The organism is Streptomyces sp. NPDC093071, from assembly GCF_044754545.1.
Taxonomy (GTDB): domain Bacteria; phylum Actinomycetota; class Actinomycetes; order Streptomycetales; family Streptomycetaceae; genus Streptomyces.
The window spans coordinates 74,645-98,002 of record NZ_JBIVPH010000008.1 but is presented as its reverse complement, the minus strand read 5'-3'; the positions used below and the strand labels follow the sequence as shown (position 1 = coordinate 98,002).

At 74.1% G+C, this 23,358-nt stretch carries 18 protein-coding genes; 2 read left to right on the top strand and 16 right to left on the bottom strand.

Going from position 1 to position 23,358, the window contains the following annotated elements; translation table 11 throughout:
• Nucleotides 1-316 precede the first annotated feature (316 nt).
• The gene (locus ACIQD7_RS26230) at nt 317-2,032 is read left to right on the top strand and encodes an FG-GAP repeat domain-containing protein (RefSeq protein WP_402444723.1); all 1,716 of its coding nucleotides are present in this window, start codon (nt 317-319) and stop codon (nt 2,030-2,032) included.
• Nucleotides 2,033-2,109: 77 nt separating this feature from the next.
• On the opposite strand, the gene ACIQD7_RS26225 is transcribed toward ACIQD7_RS26230, so the two are convergent.
• A complete protein-coding gene (locus tag ACIQD7_RS26225; protein WP_402444721.1) occupies nt 2,110-2,943 on the bottom strand; it encodes a trans-aconitate 2-methyltransferase in 834 nt (277 codons plus the stop codon).
• A gap of 163 nt (nt 2,944-3,106) precedes the next feature.
• Between ACIQD7_RS26225 and ACIQD7_RS26220 the strand changes: the two genes are divergently transcribed.
• Nucleotides 3,107-3,604, top strand: a complete 498-nt coding sequence (locus ACIQD7_RS26220; protein WP_030216727.1) for a MarR family winged helix-turn-helix transcriptional regulator — start codon at nt 3,107-3,109, stop codon at nt 3,602-3,604.
• Here the strand turns inward: ACIQD7_RS26220 and ACIQD7_RS26215 are convergent.
• From ACIQD7_RS26215 to ACIQD7_RS26145, 15 genes are all read right to left on the bottom strand, one after another.
• A complete protein-coding gene (locus tag ACIQD7_RS26215; protein ID WP_402444719.1) occupies nt 3,563-4,375 on the bottom strand; it encodes a LuxR C-terminal-related transcriptional regulator in 813 nt (270 codons plus the stop codon). The two genes, ACIQD7_RS26220 and ACIQD7_RS26215, sit on opposite strands and share 42 nt — an antisense overlap.
• Before the next feature lie 228 nt (nt 4,376-4,603).
• Nucleotides 4,604-5,743, bottom strand: coding sequence for a galactokinase (gene galK / locus ACIQD7_RS26210; protein WP_402444717.1), 1,140 nt, complete (start codon nt 5,741-5,743; stop codon nt 4,604-4,606).
• Complete coding sequence (gene galE / locus ACIQD7_RS26205) at nt 5,740-6,711, bottom strand: UDP-glucose 4-epimerase GalE (RefSeq protein ID WP_402444715.1); 972 nt, start codon at nt 6,709-6,711, stop codon at nt 5,740-5,742. Before galE ends, galK begins: the two co-directional genes overlap by 4 nt.
• Entirely contained in the window at nt 6,708-7,751 is a 1,044-nt protein-coding gene (galT, locus tag ACIQD7_RS26200) for a galactose-1-phosphate uridylyltransferase (protein ID WP_402444713.1), read from the bottom strand. The genes galE and galT overlap by 4 nt, the downstream gene beginning before the upstream one ends.
• 323 nt (nt 7,752-8,074) lie before the next feature.
• Complete coding sequence (locus tag ACIQD7_RS26195; protein ID WP_121831346.1) at nt 8,075-8,758, bottom strand: LuxR C-terminal-related transcriptional regulator; 684 nt, start codon at nt 8,756-8,758, stop codon at nt 8,075-8,077.
• 156 nt (nt 8,759-8,914) lie between these two features.
• Nucleotides 8,915-10,720 (bottom strand): PQQ-binding-like beta-propeller repeat protein, encoded by a 1,806-nt coding sequence (locus ACIQD7_RS26190; protein ID WP_402444711.1) that lies wholly within the window; start codon nt 10,718-10,720, stop codon nt 8,915-8,917.
• 13 nt (nt 10,721-10,733) lie between these two features.
• A complete protein-coding gene (locus tag ACIQD7_RS26185) occupies nt 10,734-12,584 on the bottom strand; it encodes a PQQ-binding-like beta-propeller repeat protein (protein ID WP_402444709.1) in 1,851 nt (616 codons plus the stop codon).
• Between the two features lie 113 nt (nt 12,585-12,697).
• Nucleotides 12,698-14,503 carry an ABC-F family ATP-binding cassette domain-containing protein gene (locus tag ACIQD7_RS26180; RefSeq protein ID WP_402444707.1) on the bottom strand — a complete coding sequence of 602 codons (1,806 nt, stop codon included), beginning with the start codon at nt 14,501-14,503 and terminating at the stop codon, nt 12,698-12,700.
• Between the two features lie 68 nt (nt 14,504-14,571).
• On the bottom strand, nt 14,572-15,870 hold the full coding sequence (locus ACIQD7_RS26175) for an acyltransferase (protein WP_402444706.1): 1,299 nt from the start codon (nt 15,868-15,870) through the stop codon (nt 14,572-14,574).
• A gap of 101 nt (nt 15,871-15,971) precedes the next feature.
• Complete coding sequence (locus ACIQD7_RS26170) at nt 15,972-16,982, bottom strand: 4-(cytidine 5'-diphospho)-2-C-methyl-D-erythritol kinase (protein ID WP_402444704.1); 1,011 nt, start codon at nt 16,980-16,982, stop codon at nt 15,972-15,974.
• On the bottom strand, nt 16,979-17,851 hold the full coding sequence (gene rsmA, locus ACIQD7_RS26165) for a 16S rRNA (adenine(1518)-N(6)/adenine(1519)-N(6))-dimethyltransferase RsmA (RefSeq protein ID WP_402444702.1): 873 nt from the start codon (nt 17,849-17,851) through the stop codon (nt 16,979-16,981). Before rsmA ends, ACIQD7_RS26170 begins: the two co-directional genes overlap by 4 nt.
• Before the next feature lie 39 nt (nt 17,852-17,890).
• Nucleotides 17,891-19,231 carry a ubiquitin-like domain-containing protein gene (locus ACIQD7_RS26160; RefSeq protein WP_402444902.1) on the bottom strand — a complete coding sequence of 447 codons (1,341 nt, stop codon included), beginning with the start codon at nt 19,229-19,231 and terminating at the stop codon, nt 17,891-17,893.
• Between the two features lie 216 nt (nt 19,232-19,447).
• Nucleotides 19,448-20,317: a TatD family hydrolase gene (locus ACIQD7_RS26155; protein ID WP_383414881.1), complete on the bottom strand. Its 870-nt coding sequence runs from the start codon at nt 20,315-20,317 to the stop codon at nt 19,448-19,450.
• Nucleotides 20,318-20,367: 50 nt separating this feature from the next.
• Nucleotides 20,368-20,784: a hypothetical protein gene (locus ACIQD7_RS26150; protein ID WP_121833398.1), complete on the bottom strand. Its 417-nt coding sequence runs from the start codon at nt 20,782-20,784 to the stop codon at nt 20,368-20,370.
• Nucleotides 20,785-21,033: 249 nt separating this feature from the next.
• Nucleotides 21,034-23,241: an FG-GAP-like repeat-containing protein gene (locus tag ACIQD7_RS26145; RefSeq protein WP_402444699.1), complete on the bottom strand. Its 2,208-nt coding sequence runs from the start codon at nt 23,239-23,241 to the stop codon at nt 21,034-21,036.
• Nucleotides 23,242-23,358: the final 117 nt, after the last annotated feature.

Below are 23,358 nucleotides of genomic sequence, written 5' to 3'. Positions count from 1 at the left end.
GCGGGGCGCCCGCGCGTTCCGGGGTGCCGGGGATGCCGGGGGCGCCGGGCGGAACGGACCGCGCGGTCGGGTTCCGGCCCGGGGCCCGCCCGCGCGGAGGCCTCGCGTAGACTCGCGGCCGACGTCCAGGGGGGTTCCGGCCGCCGGGCGAGGCCGTCTCCGCGCACCCGCGCCGACGCCGCCCGGTCCCGTACGAGCCCCCGGGCCGCTCCTGTCCGTGCCCTTCCGTTCGCGTCCTCCGGTGCGCGCGGCGACCACGTCCGCGCGATCCGTCCGTGTGGTTCCGTCGAACCTCCGATCCCTGGGGGGGGATCCCTTGCTCTTCCCGCACTCCGCGCGCGTCCGGCGCGTCGCCGCCTGCACCGCGCTCGTGCTCTCCGCCGGCACGGTGCTCACGGGCATCGCCTCCGCCGGCACCCCGGCGCCGCGTCCGGCCGCCGAGAAGCCCGTGTCCGGCTTCGTCCCGCCGACCCTGGAGCGGCCCGCCGCCGGCGCGTCCCGCGCGGGCGCCGCGGGCACCGCGGGCGTCGGTGCCTCGCCCCTGCTGTCGGACTTCGACCGCGACGGGCTCGGCGACCTGATCTACCGCGCCTGGGACGGCAACCTCTACACCGCCACGGCCGCGGGACGGGGCGGGCTCTTCCTCGGGAAGACCTCACAGCCCGTGAAGGACGTCATACCGATCGGCAACCAGGACGGGGACGTCAGCGGCCCCGAGGTCCTGACGCTCTCGGCGCACGGCGTGCTCTCGCTGTACCGGAACGCCTCGCCCACCTCCGCCTCGTACGCCTGGCAGGGCCGGGGCTGGCAGATCTACAACAAGCTGGTCGCGCCCGGCGACGTGAACGACGACGGCCGCGCGGACCTGCTCGCCCGCGAGCACAACGGCGACCTGTACCTGTACTACGCCACCGGCGACCGCAACGCGCCGTTCTCCGCGCGCGTGAAGGTCGGCCACGGCTGGAACGGCTACGACCAGGTCGCCGGCATCGGCGACAACAACGGCGACGGCTGGGCCGACCTGATCGCCCGCGACCCCGCCGGCACCCTGTGGTTCTACGCGGGCCGGGGCGACAAGTCCGGCCCGTTCGCCGCGCGCGTCAGGATCGGCGGCGGCTGGAACGCCTACAACCAGTTCTTCCCCGTCGGCGACGACACCGGCGACGGCAACGGCGAGCTGATCGCCCGCGACCAGCAGGGCACCTTCTGGTACTACACCGGGCGGGGCGACGGCACCTTCACGGCCCGGCAGCAGCTCGGCAAGACGGGCGCGTGGAGCGGCATCACGCAGTTCGGCGGCGCGGGCAACATCCCGGTCACCCTCGAGAAGGACGGCGTGATGGCCCGGGACAAGGCCGGCACGCTCTTCTGGTACGGCGGCACCAACACCGGCCGGCTCGACGCCCGCGCCCAGTACGGCGACACGGGCGGCTGGGCGGGGGCCGACTTCACCTACCTGTCCACGCTGGACCCGGACGGCTCGTCCGACCTCGCGCAGCTCCTGCAGAACAAGCTCTACGTCGAGGGCCGCCTCATCGGCTCCGGCTGGGGCGTGTACAACGCGCTCGTGGGCCCGGGCGACCTGACCGGCGACGGCAAGGGCGACCTGCTGGCCCGGGAGAAGTCCGGCGTCCTCTACCTGTACCCGGGCAACGGCGCGGGCACCGGCTTCGCGGCGCGGGTCGGGGTCGGCTCCGGCTGGGGCGCGTACGACAGGATCGTGGGCGCGGGCGACTACACGGGCGACGGGCGCTCCGACATCGTGGCCCGCACCCCGGGCGGCGTCCTGTACCTGTACGCGGGCACCGGCAGCGCGAAGACCCCGTTCAAGACGCGGCAGCAGATCGGCACCGGCTGGCACACCTACTCCAAGGTGATCGCCCCGGGCGACCTGAACGCCGACGGCAAGGGCGACCTGCTCGGCGTGGCCTCCAACGGCGACCTGTACGCCTATCTGAACACCTCGCCGGGCAAGTTCACGCCGCGGGCGCGGATCGGCAACGGCTACGGGATCTACAACGCCATGTCGTGACGGCCTCCGCACGCGCGGGTGCCCCGCACCGGGACCTCCGGTGCGGGGCACCCGCGCGTTCAGGCCCGCCAGCGCGTTCAGGCCGGCTTGCGGGCGACGGCGAAGATCCGCCGGAAGGGGAAGACGGTCCCGTGCGGGCCGGGCGGGTAGGCCTCGCGCAGGAGGTCCCGGTACTGGCCGAGGAAGGCGTCGACCGCCTCCCGGTCGTCGCCCAGGGCGGTGAGGACGGGCCGCAGCGCGGTGCCCTTGACCCAGTCGAGGACGGGGTCCTCGCCCTGGAGGAGCTGGCAGTACGTGGTCTCCCAGACGTCCGCCTCGCAGCCGAGGCCGACGAGGCGGTTCAGGTAGTCGGCGGTGTCGAGGACGTGGACGAAGCGGCGGCCCTGCTCGCCGAGGCGGTCGCGCCACTCGGGGGCGTCGCAGAGGTCGCCGAGCAGGGCGTGGCTGGGCGAGACGAAGTTGCCGGGGACCTGGAAGGCGAAGGTGCCGCCGGGGCGCAGTCCGTCGATCCAGGGGGCGAAGGACTCGGGGTGGTTGGGGACCCACTGGAGGGCCGCGTTGGAGACGATCAGATCGTAGGGCTCGTCCGGGGTCCAGTGGGCGGCGTCGGCGGTCCGGAAGTCGATCCAGCCACCGCCCTGGGTGGTCCCCGCCCAGTCCTTCTCGGCCCGTTCCAGCATCTCGGGCGAGAGGTCGAACCCGGTGATGTGCGCGTCGGTCCACCGGTCGGCGAGGAGGACCGTCACGTTGCCGGGGCCGCAGCCGAGGTCGGCGATCCGGGCGGGCCGGCCTTCGGCCGGCAGCCCCGGTATTCGGGCGAGCAGGTCGAGGAAGGGCCGGGCGCGGTGTCCGGAGTGGCGGAGGTACTGCTGCGGATCCCACGTGGGCGCGGCGGATTCCACGGAATGCATGTTCGAAGCCCCCTTGCTGGAACGAATGACCGAAACGGAACGGTGTTCCGGCCGGGTCCCTTCCCCATAGTCCAGCGAAATATATCTTGGCCAAAAGAATCTTTAGGTAAAGAAACTTGACCTGAAGAGACTTTATGTCAACAGACCCTCTACACTGATCGTCATGGAGGACGAGGTCGACCGACTGGTCGCAGCATGGCGCCGCGAGCGCCCCGACCTCGACGTGGAACCGCTCGAGGTGCTCAGCCGCGTCTCGCGGCTCGCCCGGCACCTCGACCGCGCCCGTCGGCTCGCCTTCTCCGAGCACCAGCTGGAGCCCTGGGAGTTCGACGTCCTCACCTCGCTGCGCCGCGCCGGAGCGCCCTACCAGCTCTCCCCCGGCCAGCTCCTCACCCAGACCCTGGTCACCTCCGGGACCATGACCAACCGCATCGACCGGCTCACCAAGAAGGGCCTGGTCGAGCGGCTGCCCGACCCCAGCGACCGCCGCGGGGTCCTCGTCCGGCTCACCCCCGAGGGCCGCGACCGCGCCGACGAGGCGCTCGCCGGACTCCTCGCCCAGGAGCGCGCCATCCTGGCCCGGCTCTCCGGCGCCCAGCGCGCCGAACTGGCCGCCCTGCTACGCCGGCTGACCGCCCCGTTCGACAACGTCCCCGGCTAGTACGGGCGCCGGCACCGACGCCTTCGCCGGTACGGCCTCCGCCGGGCCGACGCCCGCGCGGCGGGCCAGGGCCACCGCCGCCAGGGTCGAGTGCACGCCCAGCTTCCCCAGCACGTTCTGCATGTGGGTGCGGACGGTGTGCGGGGAGAGGAAGAGGCGCTCGGCGACCGCCTTGCGGCCCAGGCCCGCGACCATGCAGCGCAGCACCTCCCGCTCGCGCGGGGTCAGCGACTCCACCAGGCGCTCGCTGTCCGTACGGTGCTTGCGGGCCGCCGTCAGCTCCCGCAGGACGCCCGTGAGCAGGGCCGGCGGCAGGTGCGTCTCGTCCCTGAGCACCCCCCGGACCACCGCGAGCAGCCGCTGGAGCGAGCAGTCCTTCGCGACCCAGCCCGACGCCCCGGCCTGGAGGGCGAGCGCGGCCCGGTGCGGGTCGTCCCGCTCCGCGAGGACCACGGTCCGGACGGCGGGCTGAATCCGGCGCACCCCGGCGACCAGGGAGATCCCGTCCACCGCGGCCTCGCCGTCGTCGGGCACCGCGCGGGCCGGGACCGCGCCGGACGGGCCCGCGCCCAGCTCGGCGTCGACGAGCAGCACGTCGAACCTGCGTCCCTCCGCCGCGCCGCGCTCCAGACAGCGCAGGGCCGCCGGACCGCTGCCGGCCGCGGCGACGTCGACGTCCGGCTCCGCCGCGAGGGCGGCGGCCAGCGACTCGGCGAAGATCCGGTGGTCGTCCACCACCAGGACACGGATACGTGCCACGGACACCCCCATGCGTCGAGGAACGGACCGGCGCGGGCACGGCGCCGGAGGCGGGTCCGTCGTGGGACACGGCCGCCGCCGTGCGTGGACAGATACCCCCGCTCACGGCGCCGTACCCGGCGGGCCTCGCCCCCTGAACGGCGCCGGCCCCCACCGGCGCTGTCCCTCAGGGTAGGGGCGGGGCGTCACGGCGGGGGCCGAATCGGGGAACTGTCGGGGGCGGAGGCCGGAAAGGGCTCCTCAGAGGCGGCGGGCTCCCGCCGACGGGACGGCCGGGAAGACGCCCGGGGCCGCGTGCCCGGCCAGGGCGAAGGCCTCCTCGACGGCGGCGGCGACCTTCTCCGCCCGGTCGGTCTCGACCAGGACGACGGCCGAGCCGCCGAAGCCGCCGCCGGTCATCCGGGCGCCGAGCGCCCCGGCCGCGTTCGCCGCCGCGACCACCAGGTCCAGTTCGGGGCAGGAGACCCGCAGGTCGTCCCGGAGGGAGGCGTGGCCCTCGGTGAGGACCGGGCCGACCGCCCGGGGGTCCCCGGCGTCCAGCAGCGCGATCACCCGCTCCACGCGCGCGTTGTCCGAGACGACGTGCCGCACGTACCGGCGGACCGTCCCGTCGTCCAGCCGTGCGAGCGCCTCCGGCAGATGCGCGGCCCCGACCTCGCGCAGGGTGCGCACGCCGAGCGCCCGCGCGCCCGCCTCGCACCCGGCGCGCCGCTCGGCGTACGCGCCGTCCCCGAGCGCGTGCTTCACGCGGGTGTCGACGACGAGCAGCGTCAGCCCCTCGGCGGCCGGGTCGAAGGGGACCTGACGGTACGACAGGTCCCGGGTGTCCAGGTGGAGGGCGTGGCCCTCCTCCGCGCAGGCGGACGCCATCTGGTCCATGACCCCGCAGGGCACGCCGACGAAGGCGTTCTCGGCGCGCTGGGCGAGCCGGGCCAGCTCCGGCCGGGAGAGGCCGAGGCCGAACAGGTCGTTCAGGGCGAGCGCGGTGACGACCTCCAGGGCGGCCGAGGAGGAGAGTCCGGCGCCGGTCGGGACGGTGGAGGCGAGGTGCAGGTCGGCTCCCGTCACCGGGTGCCCGGCCTCCCGCAGGGCCCAGACGACCCCGGCCGGGTAGGCCGCCCAGCCGCCGCCGGAGAGCGGCTCCAGGGTGTCCGCGTCGAGCCGGACGATCCCGCCGTCGACGTCGGCCGAGTGCAGCCGCAGGACGCCGTCGTCGCGGCGGGAGACGGCGGCGACGGCGGTGTGCGGCAGGGCGAGCGGCAGCACGAAGCCGTCGTTGAAGTCGGTGTACTCCCCGATGAGGTTGACCCGCCCGGGGGCGGCCCAGACCCCGTCGGGGGCGGTCCCGTAGAGGCTCTGGAATCCGGCGGCGACGTTCACGGGCGCTCTCCTTCTCTGCTCCGGGCGAAGGCCCAGGCGTCGGCGACGACGTCCGCCAGGTCGGGGCGGGAGGGGGTCCAGCCGAGCCGCTCGCGCGCGGTGCCGGCGGAGGCGACGAGGACGGCCGGGTCGCCGGGGCGGCGGGGGGCGACGACCTCGGGGACCGGGTGGCCGGTGACCTTCCGGACGGTCTCGATCACCTCGCGGACGGAGAAGCCGTTGCCGTTGCCCAGGTTGCAGATCAGGTGCTCGCCGGCCGTCACGGCGTCGAGCGCGAGGAGGTGGGCCTCGGCGAGGTCGGCGACGTGGATGTAGTCGCGGACGCAGGTGCCGTCCGGGGTCGGGTAGTCCTCGCCGTACACGGAGATCGCCTCGCGGCGGCCCAGGGCGACCTGGAGGACGAGCGGAATCAGGTGCGACTCGGGCTCGTGGCGCTCGCCGTACGGCCCGTACGCCCCGGCCACGTTGAAGTACCGCAGCGAGACGGCGGCCAGGCCGTGGGCGGTGCACTCGCCGCCGATCATGTGGTCCACGGCGAGCTTGGTGGCCCCGTAGGGGCTGGTGGGGGCGGTGGGCGCGGTCTCGGGAATCGGCACGGTCTCCGGCTCGCCGTAGGTGGCGGCGGTGGAGGAGAAGACGAGGCGGCGGACCCCGGCCGTGCGCATGGCGGCGAGCAGGGCCGTGGTGCCGCCGACGTTGTTCTCCCAGTACTTCTCCGGCTTCTCGACGGACTCGCCGACCTGGGAGGAGGCGGCGAAGTGCAGGACGGCGTCGTAGGAGCCGTCGAGCCACGCCGCGGCGTCCTGGACGCGGCCCTCGACGAACTCGGCGCCCTCCGGGACGGCTTCGGCGAAGCCGGTGGAGAGGTCGTCGAGGACGGTGACCCGGTGGCCCCGCTCCAGGAGGTGGGCGGCGACGACGCTGCCCACGTATCCCGCCCCGCCCGTCACCAGATACCTCTGCGTCATGCGTCTGCCACCTCTCGGAGTCGTCGGGCCGCGCCCTCCGGCCGTACGTCGTTCATGAACGCGCCCATGCCGGATTCCGTGCCCGCGAGGAACTTGAGCTTGCCGGGGGCCCGGCGGACGGTGAAGAGCTCCAGGTGGAGCCCGAAGTCCTCGCGCCGCCCGTCCGTGAACGGCGCCTGGTGCCAGGCGGCGATGTAGGGCGTCGGCGGGGCGTCCGGGCCGAAGATCCGGTCGAAGCGCCTCAAGAGTTCCAGAAGGACCTGTGCGCACTCTGTGCGGGCGTCGCCGTCGAGGGCGAGCAGGTCGGGCACCCGGCGCTTGGGGTGCAGGTGCACCTCGTACGGCCAGTGGGCGGCGTACGGCACGAAGGCGATCCAGTGGTCGGTCTCCAGGACCACCCGCTCGCCGTCCCTCTTCTCCCGGGCGACGACGTCGTCGAAGAGGTTCCGCCCGGTCGCCTCGCGGTGCTCGTCGAGGCGGCGCCGCATGGCGGCCGTCCGGGGGGTCACGTAGGGGAAGGCGTAGATCTGGCCGTGGGCGTGGGGCAGGGTGACGCCGATCTCGGCGCCCCGGTTCTCGAAGCAGTAGACCTGCTCGACGCCGGGGAGGGCGGAGAGCGCGGCGGTGCGGTCGGTCCAGGCGTCGAGGACGAGGGCGGCCCGTTCCTCGGTGAGGTCGGCGAAGGAGTCGGTGTGGTCGTCGGTGAAGCAGACGACCTCGCAGCGGCCGGCGCCGCCGGAGAGGGAGGGGAAGCGGTTCTCGAAGACCGCCACCTCGTAGCCCTTCTCGGGGATCTCGCTCTCGCGGCCGTCCCCCGAGGGACAGAGCGGACAGGCCTCGGCCGGCGGGAGGTAGGTGCGGTCCTGCCGGTGGGAGGCGACGGTGACCGGGTCGCCGGTCAGCTCGTCGTACCGGATCTCGGAGCGGGAGACGACGGGGGCGAGGGGGCGGGGGTCGACGGCGGTGCGGACGGTGTCATCGCGCGCGTCGTAGTAGATGAGCTCGCGCCCGTCGGCGAGCGTGGTGACGGTCTTCTTCACGGGATGCCCTCCGGGCAGAACCAAGCGCGATCAAACAGAACCACGCACAAAGAATCACATTCCAACATCGCCGTCAATGGCGAGGGCCGCTCTGGCGCGGGGCGGGGGCCTCGTGGATTCCGTGGGGCGGGTACGGGGCGGGCGCCTGGCGAGCGCCGTGCGGGTATGGGAGCGGGTGCCTGGCGGGCGCCGGACAAGCCCCGGATAGGCGCCGGACAGACGTCAGGCAGGCGCCGGACAGGCCGGCCGGCGGGTTCCGGGCGGGGGTGTCGACAGGCGGGTGCCGTGCAGGGGGGCGTCGGCAGGTAGGTGCCGGGCGGCCCCTAGGAGGCTCCCCTAGGCCCCGGCAAGGCTCTGTCCAAGAGGCCCGTGCGGGCTGCGAGGGCCGCGGCTTCCAGGCGGGAGCCGACTTCCAGTTTCATCAGGACCCGCTGCACGTGCGTGCGGGCCGTGCTCGGGGCGATGCCCATGCCCAGGGCGATCAGCCGGGTGTCCTCGCCCTCCGCGACCCGCACCAGGACCTCGACCTCACGCCGGGTCAGGAGCCGCAGCAGCCGCTGCCCCTCGTCGTCCGGCTGCTCCGAGGGGTGCAGCAGCTCCGCGAAGGCGCCCTGGAGCAGCTGCGGCGCCACCGCCGACTCCCCGGCCCTGGCCTTCACCAGGGCCCGCTCGACGCCCTCGATGCGCTCGTCGTGACGGACGTACCCGGACGCCCCGGCCGCGAACGCCGCCGCGATCCCGCGCGGCGACGGCACCGGGCCGAGCACCACCACGGCCACCTGCGGCCGCTCCCGCTTGATCCGCACGACCGGGTCGAAGACCCCCGGCCCGTCCGGCGCCGCCGTGCCCAGGAGGCAGACCTCCGGCGCCCGGCTCACCACCAGCTCCGCCGCGCCCGCCACCGGCGCGGCCGCCGCGAGCACCCGGTGCCCGCGCAGCTTCAGCGCCGAGGCGAGCGCCTCCGCGTGCAGCCGGTGGTCGTCGACCACCACGAGGCGTACGCCCATCCCGGTCATTCCCCCTCCTCCGGGCCCGCCGGAGATCCGGGGCGGGCCTGAACCCGGCAAGCTACACGCTCCCCCGCCCCGTATCGCGCCAATCCCGGACACGGCCGCGGGCCCCTCCGGATCACCGGAGGGGCCCGCGGCCGTGCCGATCCGCCGTCAGCGCGGGACGGCGAAGGAGACCAGCAGGTACTCCTTGGGGCCGGTGTCCGACTCCCGGGGCTTGCTGATCAGCCGGTCCGAGATGAAGAACCGGCCGTCCTGGTAGCGGAGTTCGGCACCGGTCAGGCTGAAGCTGCGCTCCGGGTTCTGGACCGACTTGTCCGCCGGGTTCTCCAGGAGCAGCGTCTCCTTCATCGTGGTGCCGTCGATCGAGACGATCCGGCTGCCCTTGTCGTACGGGGCCTCCTTGTAGGCGATGATGTTGGCGCCGTCCATCCGCATCGGGACGAAGGTGTACTTGTCGCCCGCGTCGGCCTTCTCCGGCGCCGTGCGCCCGGTGGCCAGGTCGAAGGCGATGACCTCGTTGGTCTCGGAGCCGTACTCGCCGGTGCTGCCCTCGTGCTCCTCGGTCGGCACGTACAGCTTGCCGTTGCCCACGAGCGCCTGCTCGCAGGACTCGACCTGGGTCGTGCGGCAGCGGGCCGCGTACTGGTCCGCGTCCGCCGTGATCTTCGCCTTCAGCTTCCCGGTCTTCTCGTCGATCGAGAAGAAGTCCGAGATGCCGCTGCCGTCGCCCGCGGTCTCGCCGACGTCGGCCGCGACGACCAGCGGCTTGGTGGAGACGACCGAGGCGTACTTCACGCCGGACGGCATCTTGAACTGCGAGAGCGGCTTGCCCGACACCGGGTCGAGGTTCTGGATCAGCACGCTCGGGTTGTCGTAGGTGCCGCACTTGCGGACCGCGACGAGGGCGGGGCCGCCGCCGTAGCCCAGGTCGTAGCAGCGGTCGTCCTCGGCCTTCGGCTTCCAGCGCGCGTTGCCGCTGTTCAGGTCGAAGGCCGCGCCGCCGTCGGTGCCGCCGGCCGCGACGGTCGCCCCGCTGAGCGTGACCTCGCTGAACCGCGCCTTGTCGTCGCCGGCCGAGACCGCCTCGGACCACACCAGCTTGCCGGTGTTCAGGTCGACCACGCCGACCTGGGTGCACTGCTGGTAGTAGCGCGGCGCGACCCGCTTGGCCGCCTCGAAGAGGATCGGCAGCTTGTTGTCGGCGCTGACGTGCCGCGAGGAGCCGCAGACCTGGCCGGTCAGCGGCAGCGTCCACAGGACGTCGCCCCCGTTCAGGTCATAGGCGACCAGCGAGTTGACGCCCGGCTTCACGAACGCCTTGTCGGTGATCCAGGAGCCGGAGACGTCGGTGACGTCCGGGACCTTCGGCTGCGCGATCTTGTAGGCCACCTTCGCCTGCGGGTCGGCGGGCGCCTTCTCCTTGCCGCCGCCCCCGCCACCGCCCTTGCCGCCGGTGTCGCCGCCGCCGGTGGAGCCCTGCGTGGTGCCGCCCGTGCCCTTGGCCTCGTCGGGGCCGTCGTCACCGGAGTTGGCGTACCAGATGCCGAAGCCGACGATCAGGGCGACCGCGACGGCCGCCGCGATCACGATCTGGAGCTGCGCCGACAGCTTCTTGCCGCCGCCGGGCGCCGGCGGCGGGGCGGGCTGCTGGTACCCGCCGTACTGCGGCTGGGTCGGGTAGCCGTACGGGGACTGCTGCGGCTGCTGGGGCTGCGTCGGGTAGCCGTAGCCCTGGTCGGGCGCGGGCTGCCCGGGGTACCCGTACGGGGCCTGCTGCGGGTATCCGTAGCCCGGCTCCGCCGGGGGCTGCTGCGGATAGCCGTACCCCTGGTCGGCCGGGGGCTGCTGCGGAGGGCCGTAGCCGGGCGCGGGCTGCTGCGGCGGAGGCGTCGGCGCGCCGAAGCCGCCCTGCGGGTCCGGCGGCTGGTTCGGCGGGGGCGGGGGTGGCTGCGTCATCGGTCCGTGTACCTCACTTGCTGAAGGCCATCATCGTCTTGACGAGCTTCTCTTCCTTGTCGTTCGTGGCGGAGACGCGTCCGCTCGCCACGACGAAGGTGCCGTTGCCGTAGGCGTATCCGGCGCTGTAGAAGCTGTTCTCGATCTCGGCGGTGGAGGCCGGGTGCTGGAGCAGGATCTTCGGCGCGCCGCCGGCCGGGGCGATGGTGGCGGTGGCCCCGCCCTTGTCGTACGAGGGCTTCACGTACGTCAGGACCTCGGAGCCCTCGATGCGCAGCGGGATCATGGTCTGCTCGCCGGGGGCCTTGGAGCGCCACTTGGGCTTGCCGGTGTTCAGGTCGAAGGCGACGACCTCGTTGGCCTTGCCGTAGCCGGTGTCGGTCGCCATGTAGAAGGCGTTCGCGTCGGCCGCGACGCCCGTGCAGCCCTGGAGGTTCTTGCCGAAGATGACGAAGCTGCCGCCGCACGAGGGGGCGAACTTGTCCGTGCCGCCCTGGATGGTGGAGCGGAGCTTGCCGTCCGGGCGGAGGGCGAAGACGCCCCACTTCTTCTGCTCGCGCTGGGTGGCCGAGACGACCAGCGGGTCGACCGAGTAGATCTTGTCGACCGTCCAGTCCGCCTGGAGCTGGAAGGTGAACTTCGGCTTGCCGGTGGTGGGGTCGACCTCGCCGACCGCCTCGATCTTCTTGGAGGCGTTGCCCGAGGGGCAGCTCATGGCGGCGATCAGCTTCTTGCCGCCCGCGTAGGCGAAGGGCTTGCAGCCGGTGGTGGCGCCCTTGAAGAGCTGGCGGCCGTCGGTGAGCGAGAAGCCGTACGCGCTGCTGGTGCCGGCGGCGGTGACCGTGTTGCCGCTGATGGTGAGGGTGTTGTCGGAGAAGGCGAAGAGGCCGGTGGCCTTCGGGACGGCCTTCTTCCAGCCGGCCTTGCCGGTCTTGAGGTCGATCTGCTGGAGCTCGGTGCACTTGGCGCCGTCCTTGGCGCTGTCCTCGTACCCGAAGACCATGATCCCGTTCGCGGAGGGCTCCGTCGGGGCCGCGCACAGCTCGAACGGCAGGGGGACGGTCCACTTCACGGCGCCCGTGGTGAGGTCGTAGCCCTCGACGCTCTTGTACATGGCCTTGACGACGGTGTCGCCGACGATCCAGGGGCCCTTGACGTCGGCGCCGTTGCGGGGCAGGTCGACGGTGTTCTTCGTCAGCCAGTTGACCTTGGCCTCGCCGTCCTGGCGGCCGGCGTTGAGGTCCTCCTCGCCGTTGCGCCCGTCGCCGGAGCCGTCGCCCTCGTCGACGGACCCGGAGGGCTTGGGGGCGCCGGAGGTGGGCCCGGAGGTGGCCGTGGCGGTGGGCTGGGCCACCGGGTCCTTCTCGTCGTCACCGCCGCCGACGACGGCCCAGGTGGTGACGGCGGCGACCAGGACGGCCGCGGCGGCCACACCGGCGACGAGCGCGGTCCGGTTCTTGCCGGGACCGCCGCCGGGCGGCGGGGTCGGGGCGCCGGGGTAACCGGGCTGGGTGGGGTAGCCGCCGTAGGGGTTGGGCTGCTGGCCGTACGGGCCGGTCTGCTGGCCCTGCTGCGGGTACCCGTAGGGCGGCGGCACCGGCTGCCCGTAGGGGCCGGGCTGGCCCGGCTGCTGTCCGGGCTGCTGCGGGTAGCCGTACCCGGGCGCGGGCTGCTGCGGGGCCTGCCCGTACGGGCCCGGCGCGGCCGGCGGCGGGCCCTGCGGGGCGGGCGGGACCGGCGGCGCCTGCGGCGGAACCGGCGGTACGGGCGGCTGCCCCGGCTGGGGGGATTGGCCCGAGGGCTGGTTCGGGTCCTGAGGGGCTCCGAAGCCCCCCGGCGGCTGGTTGCTGGGCGGCTGTGTCATCGGCTGGTTCCCCCTAGGCGTGAACGGGTTTTCTTTCTACCACTCACGCAATGGCGCAAAAGCGACCGGTCCACCCCTTGTTCCCAAGGGAGGACCGGCCTGTAATGCCCTCGTTATGCGTCCTCGGCCAGTTCCAGCCAGCGCATCTCCAGCTCCTCACGCTCCGCGACGAGCTCGCGCAGCTCCGCGTCGAGCTTCGCCACCTTCTCGAAGTCGGTGGCGTTGTCCGCGATCCGGGCGTGGAGCTGCGCCTCCTTCCCGGAGACCTTGTCGAGCTGCCGCTCGACCTTCTGGAGCTCCTTCTTCGCGGCGCGCGCGTCGGCGGCCGAGACGCCCGGCTTCGGCTGCGCGGGGGCGGCGGCGGGCGCCGGGACGGACGCCTCGACGGCCCTGCGGCGCCGCTCCAGGTACTCGTCGATGCCGCGCGGCAGCATCCGCAGCGTCCGGTCGCCGAGCAGGGCGAACGTCTTGTCGGTGGTCCGCTCGATGAAGAACCGGTCGTGGGAGATGACGACCATGGAGCCCGGCCAGCCGTCGAGGAGGTCCTCCAGCTGGGTCAGGGTCTCGATGTCGAGGTCGTTGGTGGGCTCGTCGAGGAAGAGGACGTTCGGCTCGTCCATGAGCAGGCGCAGCAGCTGGAGCCTGCGGCGCTCGCCGCCGGAGAGGTCGGCGACCGGCGTCCACTGCTTCTCCTTGGAGAAGCCGAACTGCTCGCAGAGCTGCCCGGCCGTCATCTCGCGGCCCTTGCCGAGGTCGACCCGGTCGCGGATCTGCTGCACGGCCTCCAGGACGCGCAGGGTGCCGGGGAGCTCGGTGACGTCCTGGGAGAGGTAGGCGAGCCGGACGGTCTTGCCGACGACGATCCGCCCGGCGGCGGGCTGGATCTCGCCGCCGCTGCGGGCCGCGTCCGCGAGGGCCCGTAGGAGCGAGGTCTTGCCCGCGCCGTTGACGCCGACCAGGCCGACGCGGTCGCCGGGGCCGAGCTGCCAGGTGAGGTGCCCGAGCAGCTCCTTGGGCCCGGCGGTGACGGTCACGTCCTCCAGGTCGAAGACCGTCTTGCCCAGGCGCGCGTTGGCGAACTTCATCAGCTCGCTGGTATCGCGCGGCGGCGGCACGTCGGCGATCAGCTCGTTGGCCGCCTCGATGCGGTAGCGGGGCTTGGAGGTGCGGGCGGGGGCGCCGCGCCGCAGCCAGGCCAGCTCCTTGCGCATCAGGTTCTGCCGCTTGACCTCCTCCGTGGCCGCGATCCGCTCGCGCTCGGCGCGGGCGAAGACGTAGTCGGAGTAGCCGCCCTCGTACTCGTGCACGTCACCGCGCTGCACGTCCCACATGCGGGTGCAGACCTGGTCGAGGAACCAGCGGTCGTGGGTGACGCAGACGAGCGCCGAGCGCCGGTTCTGCAGGTGCTGGGCGAGCCAGGAGATGCCCTCGACGTCGAGGTGGTTGGTGGGCTCGTCGAGGACGATGAGGTCCTGGTCCTCGATGAGGAGCTTGGCGAGCGCGATCCGGCGCCGCTCGCCGCCGGAGAGCGGGCCGATGACGGTGTCCAGGCCGTTCTCGAAGCCGGGCAGGTCGAGCCCGCCGAAGAGGCCGGTGAGCACGTCGCGGATCTTGGCGCTGCCGGCCCACTCGTGGTCGGCCATGACGCCGATGACCTCGTGCCGGATGGTGGCCTCCGGGTCGAGCGAGTCGTGCTGGGTGAGGACGCCCAGGCGCAGGCCGCCGCTGTGGGTGACGCGGCCGGTGTCGGCCTCCTCCAGGCGGGCGAGCATCCGGATGAGGGTGGTCTTGCCGTCGCCGTTGCGGCCCACGACCCCGATCCGGTCCCCCTCGGAGACGCCGAGCGAGACGCCGTCGAGCAGGGCACGGGTGCCGTACACCTTGCTGACGTTCTCGACATTGACCAGGTTGACGGCCACGTTGACTCCTGACGGGGTGATCGATCGACGTCCAGGGTAGACCGTGGGACCGACGGGCCTCGCGGCGCTCAGCCGGCCCGGCCCGCCCGCTCCACCGCCAGCCATCCCGCCAGGATCAGCGCCACGGCGGCCGGGGCCGTGAGCGGGAGGACGATCAGGGTCGCCGCGTGGCCGTCGAGGAGCCCCGCGAAGCCGGTCAGGGAGAGGCCGAGGACGCCCAGCAGGGCCAGGGTGATGCCGAGCGCGGCGAGCGGGCCGCCCCCGCCGGTCGACGGGGCGGGCGGCACGGGGGCCTCGAAGCGGCGGAAGGCGGCGACGAGCAGGGCGGTGAGCAGGGCCGCCGCCGCGAACCGGAGCGGCACCTGCGCCCACCAGGCGCCGGAGGCGGGGTCGGGCAGCCCCACGCCGGTCCCGAGCAGCGCCCCGTACACCCCGAGCATGGCCGTCAGGTGCCAGAGGAAGGCGGTCATCGCGATCCCGTTGGCGGCGACCACCGCCCGCCAGACCCCGGCGCGGGCGACGAGCCGGGCCCCGGGCCCCTTCAGGAGCTCGACCGCGCCGACCAGCCACAGGCCGTGGCAGAGCAGGGCGAGGGTCGGCGGGGCCATGTTCGAGACCTTCTCGCCGGGCATCCCGACCATGGAGAGGGGGTACGGCCCGAGGGCGACGAGCGCGGCCGCGCCGACGAGGCCCGCACCGGCGAGCAGGGCCGGGCGGCGGATCATGCCGTCGGCGCGCAGGAAGCCGAGCTGGTGGACCGCCAGCCACACGCACGCGAAGTTCAGGAACTCGACGAACGGCACGTGCGCCGCGAACCGCAGGACGTCGACGGCGACCGCGCCGCCCGCGAGCGCGGCGAACGCGCCCCAGCCCCAGCGCTCGTGCAGCCTCAGGAGCGGCGGGGTGAAGGCGACCATCGCCAGGTAGATCCCGATGAACCAGAGCGGCTGGGTGACGAGCCGCAGCGCGACCCCGGTGAGGCCGCCGTCGGCGCCGAGCAGCTGGAGCGCGAGCGCGGCCGCGCCCCACACCGCGACGAACGCCGTGGTGGGCCGCAGCAGCCGCTGGAGCCGGGCCCGCAGGAACTCCGCGTACCGGGGGCGGGAGCGGTGGGCGAGGGCGTGCGAGAAGCCCCCGACGAAGAAGAACACCGGCATGACCTGGAACAGCCAGGTCCCCGCCTGGAGCTCCGGCACAACCGCGAGCAGGTTCCCCACCTGCCCGCCCGGGCCGACCGCCGCCATCAGCCAGTGCCCGAGCACGACGACGGCGAGCGAGGCGACCCGGAGCAGGTCGACGTACCGGTCCCGGGTGGAGGGCGTGGCGGCGGCGAGGTCACGCGCGCGGAGGCGGTTGCTGCTTCCCATGCGGGTACGGTCCCGCGGGCGCCCGGTCCAGGAACAGGGCGCGGGTACTCAGGCGCGTACCCGAGTATCCGCGCCCGTGTGCGGGCCCGTGCTGTCCGTACCTATCCGTACGGGACGAGGCGCGCGCCCGGCGCCGGGGACGTCGCCGTGCGGGCCGTGCGACAGGTGCCGGAGGCGGTCAGGGCGGCGGCGACCGCCGTCGCCGTCTCCGCGTCCTTCACCAGGAACGCGGTCGTCGGGCCCGAGCCGGAGACCAGCGCGGCGAGCGCGCCCGCGTCCGTGCCGGCCGCCAGGGTCGCGGCGAGCGAGGGGCGCAGGGAGAGCGCCGGGGCCTGGAGGTCGTTGGCGAGGGCGCCCGCGAGGGCGGTGGTGTCGCCGGTGCGCAGGGCCTCCAGGAGGGCCGGGGAGGCGGCCGGTTCGGGGATGTCCGTGCCCTCGGTGAGCCGGTCGAACTCGCCGAAGACGACCGGGGTGGAGAGCCCGCCGTCCGCGACGGCGAACACCCAGTGGAAGGCGCCGCCGACCGGCAGCTCCGTCAGCCTCTCGCCGCGTCCGGTGCCGAGCGCCGCCCCGCCGACCAGGCTGAACGGCACGTCGGAGCCCAGCTGGGCGCAGATGTCGAGGAGTTCGGCGCGGGGGGTGTCCAGGCCCCAGAGCGCGTCGCACGCGAGCAGCGCGCCCGCGCCGTCCGCGCTGCCGCCCGCCATGCCGCCGGCGACCGGGATGTCCTTGGCGATGTGCAGGTGCACGTCCGGGGCGATGCCGTGCCGGGCGGCGAGGAGTTCGGCGGCGCGGGCGGCGAGGTTGGTGCGGTCGAGCGGCACCTTGTCGGCGTCCGGGCCCTCGCAGGTGACCGTCAGGGTCCCGGCGGGGGTGGCGGTCACCTCGTCGTACAGGGAGACGGCGAGGAAGACGTTGGCCAGGTCGTGGAAGCCGTCGGGGCGGGCCGCGCCGACCGCGAGCTGGACGTTGACCTTGGCGGGGACGCGGACGGTGACGGACCGCCGCCCCTCGTTCCCGGCACCCGTACCGCCCGTACCGGCGCCGACCGCGTCCGTGCCGCCGCGCACCGGCTCCGTACCGCCGTTCCCCCGCTCCGTACCGCCGCTCACGCCTTCGCCTCCGCGATCCGGGCGAACTCCTCCACCGTCAGGGACTCGCCGCGCGCCTGCGGCGAGATCCCGGCCTTCACCAGGGCCTCCTCGGCCGCCGCCGGGGAGCCCGCCCAGCCCGCGAGGGCCGCGCGGAGGGTCTTGCGGCGCTGGGCGAAGGCCGCGTCGACGACCGCGAAGACCTCCTGCCGGGTGGCGGTGGTCGCGAGCGGCTCGGTGCGGCGGACCAGGGAGACCAGGCCGGAGTCGACGTTCGGCGCGGGCCAGAAGACGTTGCGGCCGATGGCGCCGGCCCGCTTCACCTCGGCGTACCAGTTGGCCTTCACCGACGGCACGCCGTACACCTTGTTTCCGGGGCCGGCGGCGAGCCGGTCCGCGACCTCGGCCTGGACCATGACGAGGGTCCGCTCGATGGTCGGGAAGCGCTCCAGCATGTGCAGCAGGACGGGCACGGCCACGTTGTACGGCAGGTTCGCGACGAGCGCGGTGGGCGCCGGGCCCGGCAGCTCCTCGACCAGCATGGCGTCGGAGTGCACGAGCGCGAAGCGGTCGGCCCGCGCGGGCGTCCGGGCCTGGATGGTGGCGGGCAGCGCGGCGGCGAGCACGTCGTCGATCTCGACGGCGGTCACCCGGTCCGCGGCCTCCAGGAGGGCCAGGGTGAGGGAGCCGAGGCCGGGCCCCACCTCCACGACCACGTCGTCGGGGCGCACCCCGGCCGTGCGGACGATCCGCCGGACGGTGTTGGCGTCGATGACGAAGTTCTGGCCCTTCTGCTTCGTGGGGCGCACGCCGAGGGCGGCGGCCAGCTCACGGATGTCGGCGGGGCCGAGGAGGGCGTCGGAGGTTTCGGGACCGGTGGTGTCGCTCACCAGTACAGACTAGGCCTTACCTGTTGCCCGGCCCGCCGCTCACCCGCCCAGCCGGCGCCCGCAGTGGGGCCACGGGCTCGCCCCGCGCCGGACGTACAGCTTCTTCGCGCGGAAGGTCTGCTCGGCGGCGGGCGCGTCCTGGGCGGTGCCGGTGCCGCCGAGGGAGCGCCAGGTGGCGGGGTCGAACTGGTAGAGCCCGCCGTACGTCCCCGAGGGGTCGACGGCGTCCGGCCGGCCGCCGGACTCGCAGGCGGCGAGCGCGGCCCAGTCGAGGCCGTCGGCGCCGGCGACGGAGGCGGGCGGGCGGCGGGTGCCGACCCGGACCGTGCGGCTGACGGGCTCGCGGACGATCTCCTCGCCGATCCTGCGGGGCCGCCCCTGGGCGCCGTTGACCGAGCGCAGGGCGTACGTGACGCGGCGCAGGCCGTGGACGCCCTGCCGTTCGACGACCTCGGTCCCGGCGAAGAGCTCCGGGTCGCGGACCCGCTCGACGGCGTACGGCACGGTCTCCTCGCGCACCCGCCTGCTGTCGGTGATCCGCAGCACGGTGACCGTCTGGCCGTCGCGGGGGAAGGAGCCGGGGTCCACGGAGAGGGCGTCCTGCCCGGCGAGGGTGATCCCGGTCTCGGCGAGCGCCTCCCCGACGGTGGCGGCGTTGGTGCGGACGGTCCGCTCGCGCCCGTCGGCCAGGAAGGTGACGGCCCGCTCGGTGCGCACGTCGAGGGCGAGGCCGTGCCGGGAGATGGCGGCCGAGCGGGAGACCGAGAGGTACGCGCCCTCCGCCCGGACCCCGAGCTGCCGCAGCGCCTCCTCGACGCTCCGGGCGGTCGTCCACACCCGGTGGCGCCGGCCGTCGAGGGTGAGGGTGACCGGGCGTCCGTAGCGGACCACGACCTCGTCGCCGTCGGCGAGGGCGTGGCCGGGCGCGGGGGCGACGATGTCGTGCCCGTCGACGGCCAGGCCCTCGTCGGCGAGGAGCTCCCCGACGTCGTCGGCGAAGGTGTGCAGGGTGCGGGGGACGCCGTCGACGGAGAGCCGGACGGCCTTGTCGTCGGCGACGAAGGCGGTGGTGCCGCCGGCCAGGAAGGCGACGACGAGGGCCTGCGGGACGAGCCGCCGCAGGCCCTCTCCCACGGCCCCCGCGGGCCGTCCCCCGGATCCCCCGGACGCCCCGGATCCCCCGGAGGCCTTGCGGCGGCGGGCGGCGCGGCGGGCCCCGGCCCGGGTGCCCTGCCCGGGGACGGTGCCGGGGGCTCCTCCGGGCGCTCCCCCGGTGCCGGACGCGGCTCCGGTGCCGGGTGCTCTCCCGGGCGCTCCCCCGGAGGCTCTTCCGGGCGCGACCAGGGGCGCCGCCTGCGTGGGCTGCTCGTGGAGGGGCAGCTCGTGGAGGGGCGGGCCCGGGGGCGCGGAGGGGCCGGGAGGGGCGGGGAGGACGCCGGGAGCCGTGCCGCCGCTCCGGCGACCGGCCCGGTGACTGCCCTGGGAAGTGCTCACGAGGCCGGGACCCTAGCCCCGACCCCGGCCACCCTCCATGACGACCCGACTACTTCCCGTAACCGTTATGGATCGGTGACCGTCGGTGCGGCGCCCTCGCGCTCAGTAGTCGAACGCGCGGGCCGTGTTCACCGCGATGGCCTCCGCCAGCTCGTTCTCCCCGATCCCGCGCACCTCCGCCATGGCCCGGACGGTGACCGGGATCAGGTACGGGGCGTTGGGCCGGCCCCGGAAGGGCGCCGGGGTGAGGAAGGGGGCGTCGGTCTCGACGAGGACGAGCTCCAGGGGGGCGACCGCGAGGGCGTCCCGGAGCGGCTGGGCGTTCTTGAAGGTGACGTTGCCCGCGAAGGACATGTAGTAGCCCTTGGCCGCGCAGATCTCCGCCATCTCGGCGTCGCCGGAGTAGCAGTGGAAGACGGTCCGCTCGGGGGCGCCCTCCTCGTCCAGGACGCGCAGCACGTCGGCGTGGGCCTCGCGGTCGTGGATGACGAGCGCCTTGCCGTGCCGCTTGGCGATCTCGATGTGGGCGCGGAAGGAACGCTCCTGCGCGGCGACGCCCTCCGGTCCGGTGCGGAAGAAGTCGAGGCCGGTCTCGCCGACCCCGCGCACGTACGGCAGGGCGGCGAGCCGGTCGATCTCGGCGAGCGCGTCGTCGAGGGCCGCGTCCCCGCCGCCCTCGCGCGCCCCCTGGCGGGACCAGCCGTCGGGGTCCCCCAGGACGATCCGGGGGGCCTCGTTGGGGTGCAGGGCGACGGCGGCGTGCACGTTCTCGTGGGCGGCGGCCGTCTCGGCGGCCCACCGGGAGCCCTTCACGTCGCAGCCGACCTGCACGACCGTGGTGACGCCGACGGCGGCGGCCTTCACCAGGGCCTCCTCGACGGTCCCGGACTGCATGTCCAGATGGGTGTGCGAGTCCGCGACCTCCACGAGGAGGGGTTCGGGCAGCGGCGGCGGGGCGTCCTTGGCACTCATGGCCCCGATCGTACGAGGGCCGTACGTGCCGACGCCCGCCGCTTTTCCGGCTACCCGCGCTTCCGGAAGGGGTGCAGGAGGTCCGACAGGTGCCAGTGGTGCGGGACGGGCGGGACGTCCGGGCCCTCGGTCAGCTCCTGCCCGATGGGTCCGGCGGGCCCGATCGGCTTGGTCTCCCGGGATCCGTGCCCGTGCTTCTCCGTCGCGGCGATCAGGTCGAGCACCGAGGACACCTGCCCCGCGCGCATGATCCGGACGACGTGGCCGCCGCAGTTCATGCAGGTGGGACGGGACAGCGGGGACGGGACCCGCTCTCCCCCGGCCTTGTAGACGACGAATTCCTGGCCGGCGGCGTCGACGTGGTGCTCTATGTCGTACGCCTGCTCCCAGCCGTATCCGCAGCGCATGCAGGCGAAGGCGTACGCCTCGTGGGCGACGGATGTGCCGGTGCCGGTGATCTCGCTCATGCCAGCTCCTCTCCACTGATCAGTGGACGCCTTTTCGGGCCGGAGCGCATCAGCGGGGGAGGAACCATGGGAGGCTCTTGGCCCTTCCCTTGCCGAGGGCCCGGGGAAAATATCCCGGCGCCGGGTTCGGCTTTACCTTCCAGCGTAAGGCGGGGGAGCGCGGGCCGCGCGGGTCCGCCGGGGCGGATGCTCCGGCGGACCCGCGGGCGGATCCGTCGGCGGACCCGCGGGCGGATCAGTCGGCGGACCCTAGAAGACGTTGTCGAACTTCGTGCCCTCGCCCGCGTACAACGTCGTCGTCCCGCGCGTGAACGGGGCGGTGGGGGAGCCCGTCGAGCGGTAGACGTACGTGCCGCCCGCCCCGTACGCGATCAGGTCCGGGCGCCCGTCGTCGTCGACGTCGCCGGCGCCGACGAGCTGGCTGAAGGCGTTCCAGCCGCCGCCGATCTTCGTGCGGGCGGCGAAGGTGCCGTCACCCTTGCCGAGGTAGAGCCAGAGGACGCCGTCCTTGTCGCGGGCGACGAGGTCTCCGGCGGCCGCTCCCGCGATGTTGCCGACGGCCGTGATCTGGTTGTAGATCCCCCAGCCGAAGCCGATCTTCGTACGGGCCGCGAACGGCGCCGAGGCGTTGCCCGTGCCCTTGTACAGCCACAGGTCACCAGCCTTGTCGGTGGCGACCAGGTCGGCGCGGCCGTCGCCGTTCAGGTCGCTGCCGCCCGCGAGCCGGTCGTAGACCTGCCAGCCGCCGCCGACCTTCGTCCGGGCGGTGAACGTGCCGTCACCCTTGCCGAGGTAGTGCCAGAGCACGCCGGAGCCGTCGACGGCGACCAGGTCGCCGACGCCGCTGCCCGCGATGTCGCCGACGGCCTCGATCTGCGGATAGATCTGCCAGCCCCAGCCCGCCTTGGTGCGCCGGGCGCTCGCGGTGGTGCCGTCCGCGGGCCGGTCCCGCAGGTCGTCGCTCCACACCACGCCGTCCTTGTCACGGGCGAGGATGTCGGTGGAGCCGTTGTTCGTGTAGTCGTGCGGGTTGTACGCGCGGGACACCTTCATGAGCCAGCCCTGGTAGGCGGGCTCGCCGGTGCCGTCGAGCGTCGTCGCCTCGGCCTCCACCCCGTACGAGCCGTTCGGCGCGTCCACGCCGTCGATGGTGCCGTCCCAGGTGAAGGAGAAGCGGGTGCCCTCGGCGGGGGCGTTCACGCGCGTGCGGAACTCCTGGCCCGTGGCGGTGTGGGTGAGCGTGACGTCCAGGAGGGCGTCGGGGCGGGACAGCGTCCAGCCCAGGGTCACCTTGCCGCCGGTCCGGTCGAGGTCCACCGTGTCGGGGACGTGGACCTGGTCGACCGCCAGCTCGGGCAGCGGGGCCTCGTCCGCCACCTTGACGGCCTTCAGGGTGCCGTCCTGCGCGGTGTCGATCCGGAACAGTCCCTTGCCGTCGGCGGCCCGGGCGCCGCGCACCACGGCGGTGCCGTCCGGCGCGGTCAGCGCCGCGGAGCCGGAGTCCAGGAGGTCCTGGACCTCGCCCGTGGCCAGGGAGACGGCCCGGACCGGGGTCTTGGGGTTGCCGTAGACCAGGCGGTCGCCCACGAGCGAGGTGTACCACTCGGCGTTGTGCGGGCCGAGGACGGTCCGCTTCACCTCGCGGGTCCTGCGGTCGACGGACCGGATGATCCCGCCGGTGCCGGACTCGTACTCGTACCAGGCGACGTGCGAGGCGGAGAACTGCAGGCTGCCGAAGCCGCGCCCGGCCTCGGCGGAGGCGTACGTCTCGGTGGCCGTGCCGGCCGCCGTGTCGACCAGGGCGCGGCCGCCGGTCCGGGCGTTCGCCGGGCCCGTCTCGTATCCGACGAGGACGACGCCGTCCCGGACCTCCGAGCCGAAGAACTCGGTGGTGTCCGCGGGGAGCCCCGTGACCTTGCGGGTGTTCGTCGCGGCGCCGTCCTTGGTCACGACGTGCAGCTCCGCCGTACCGTCCGCCTTCTTCAGCTGCGCGAGGACGCTGGTCGGGCTCAGGACGGCCACGAAGGTGCCGTTCAGCGGGCGGAGATCGATGCCGACGGCGGGGGCGGACGGGGTGGCCATGTTCCGCAGGGTGAGCGACTGCATCTCATAGATCCAGTTGTCGTCGCCGAAGACGACCACATCACCGGCGCCCACGGTCCAGCCGCCGCCCTCCGCCACCTCCAGAAGGGTCCTCGGGCCCCCGCCGTACGGCGTCCAGAGCAGCTTCCGGGAGGTGTCGTCGGCGAAGAAGTACGTCAGGAAGCCGGAGGCGCCCACGCCCCCGGGGTCCGTGCCCTCCGGGTAGACGGGCAGATCGGCGGCCTTCTGGGCCGGCGCCGCGACCGGCCCGGCGGCCAGCGCGGCCGGAGCGGTCGCCAGCGTGCCGGCCCCGAGGGCCGTGACGGTGAGGACGGCGGTGACGGCCAGGGCGAGGCGGGTGGAACGGAACTGCAAGGTGAACCCCCACGAGAAGAACGGACACGGGGAGTGCCGTGCCTGTTCAGACTCATGATCGACGCGAGGGGTTGTACGAAAACTTCACCTGTTTGTTCGACCCGCGCACGGCTCCGC

Coding starts and splice junctions, on each gene's coding strand:
- ACIQD7_RS26215 (WP_402444719.1), bottom strand. CDS start 4,375: ATGGGGGTGTCCGTGGCACGTATCCGTGTCCTGGTGGTGGACGACCAC.
- ACIQD7_RS26195 (WP_121831346.1), bottom strand. CDS start 8,758: ATGGGCGTACGCCTCGTGGTGGTCGACGACCACCGGCTGCACGCGGAG.
- ACIQD7_RS26225 (WP_402444721.1), bottom strand. CDS start 2,943: ATGCATTCCGTGGAATCCGCCGCGCCCACGTGGGATCCGCAGCAGTAC.
- ACIQD7_RS26150 (WP_121833398.1), bottom strand. CDS start 20,784: ATGAGCGAGATCACCGGCACCGGCACATCCGTCGCCCACGAGGCGTAC.
- ACIQD7_RS26220 (WP_030216727.1), top strand. CDS start 3,107: ATGGAGGACGAGGTCGACCGACTGGTCGCAGCATGGCGCCGCGAGCGC.
- ACIQD7_RS26175 (WP_402444706.1), bottom strand. CDS start 15,870: ATGGGAAGCAGCAACCGCCTCCGCGCGCGTGACCTCGCCGCCGCCACG.
- ACIQD7_RS26155 (WP_383414881.1), bottom strand. CDS start 20,317: ATGAGTGCCAAGGACGCCCCGCCGCCGCTGCCCGAACCCCTCCTCGTG.
- galE (WP_402444715.1), bottom strand. CDS start 6,711: ATGACGCAGAGGTATCTGGTGACGGGCGGGGCGGGATACGTGGGCAGC.
- ACIQD7_RS26190 (WP_402444711.1), bottom strand. CDS start 10,720: ATGACGCAGCCACCCCCGCCCCCGCCGAACCAGCCGCCGGACCCGCAG.
- ACIQD7_RS26185 (WP_402444709.1), bottom strand. CDS start 12,584: ATGACACAGCCGCCCAGCAACCAGCCGCCGGGGGGCTTCGGAGCCCCT.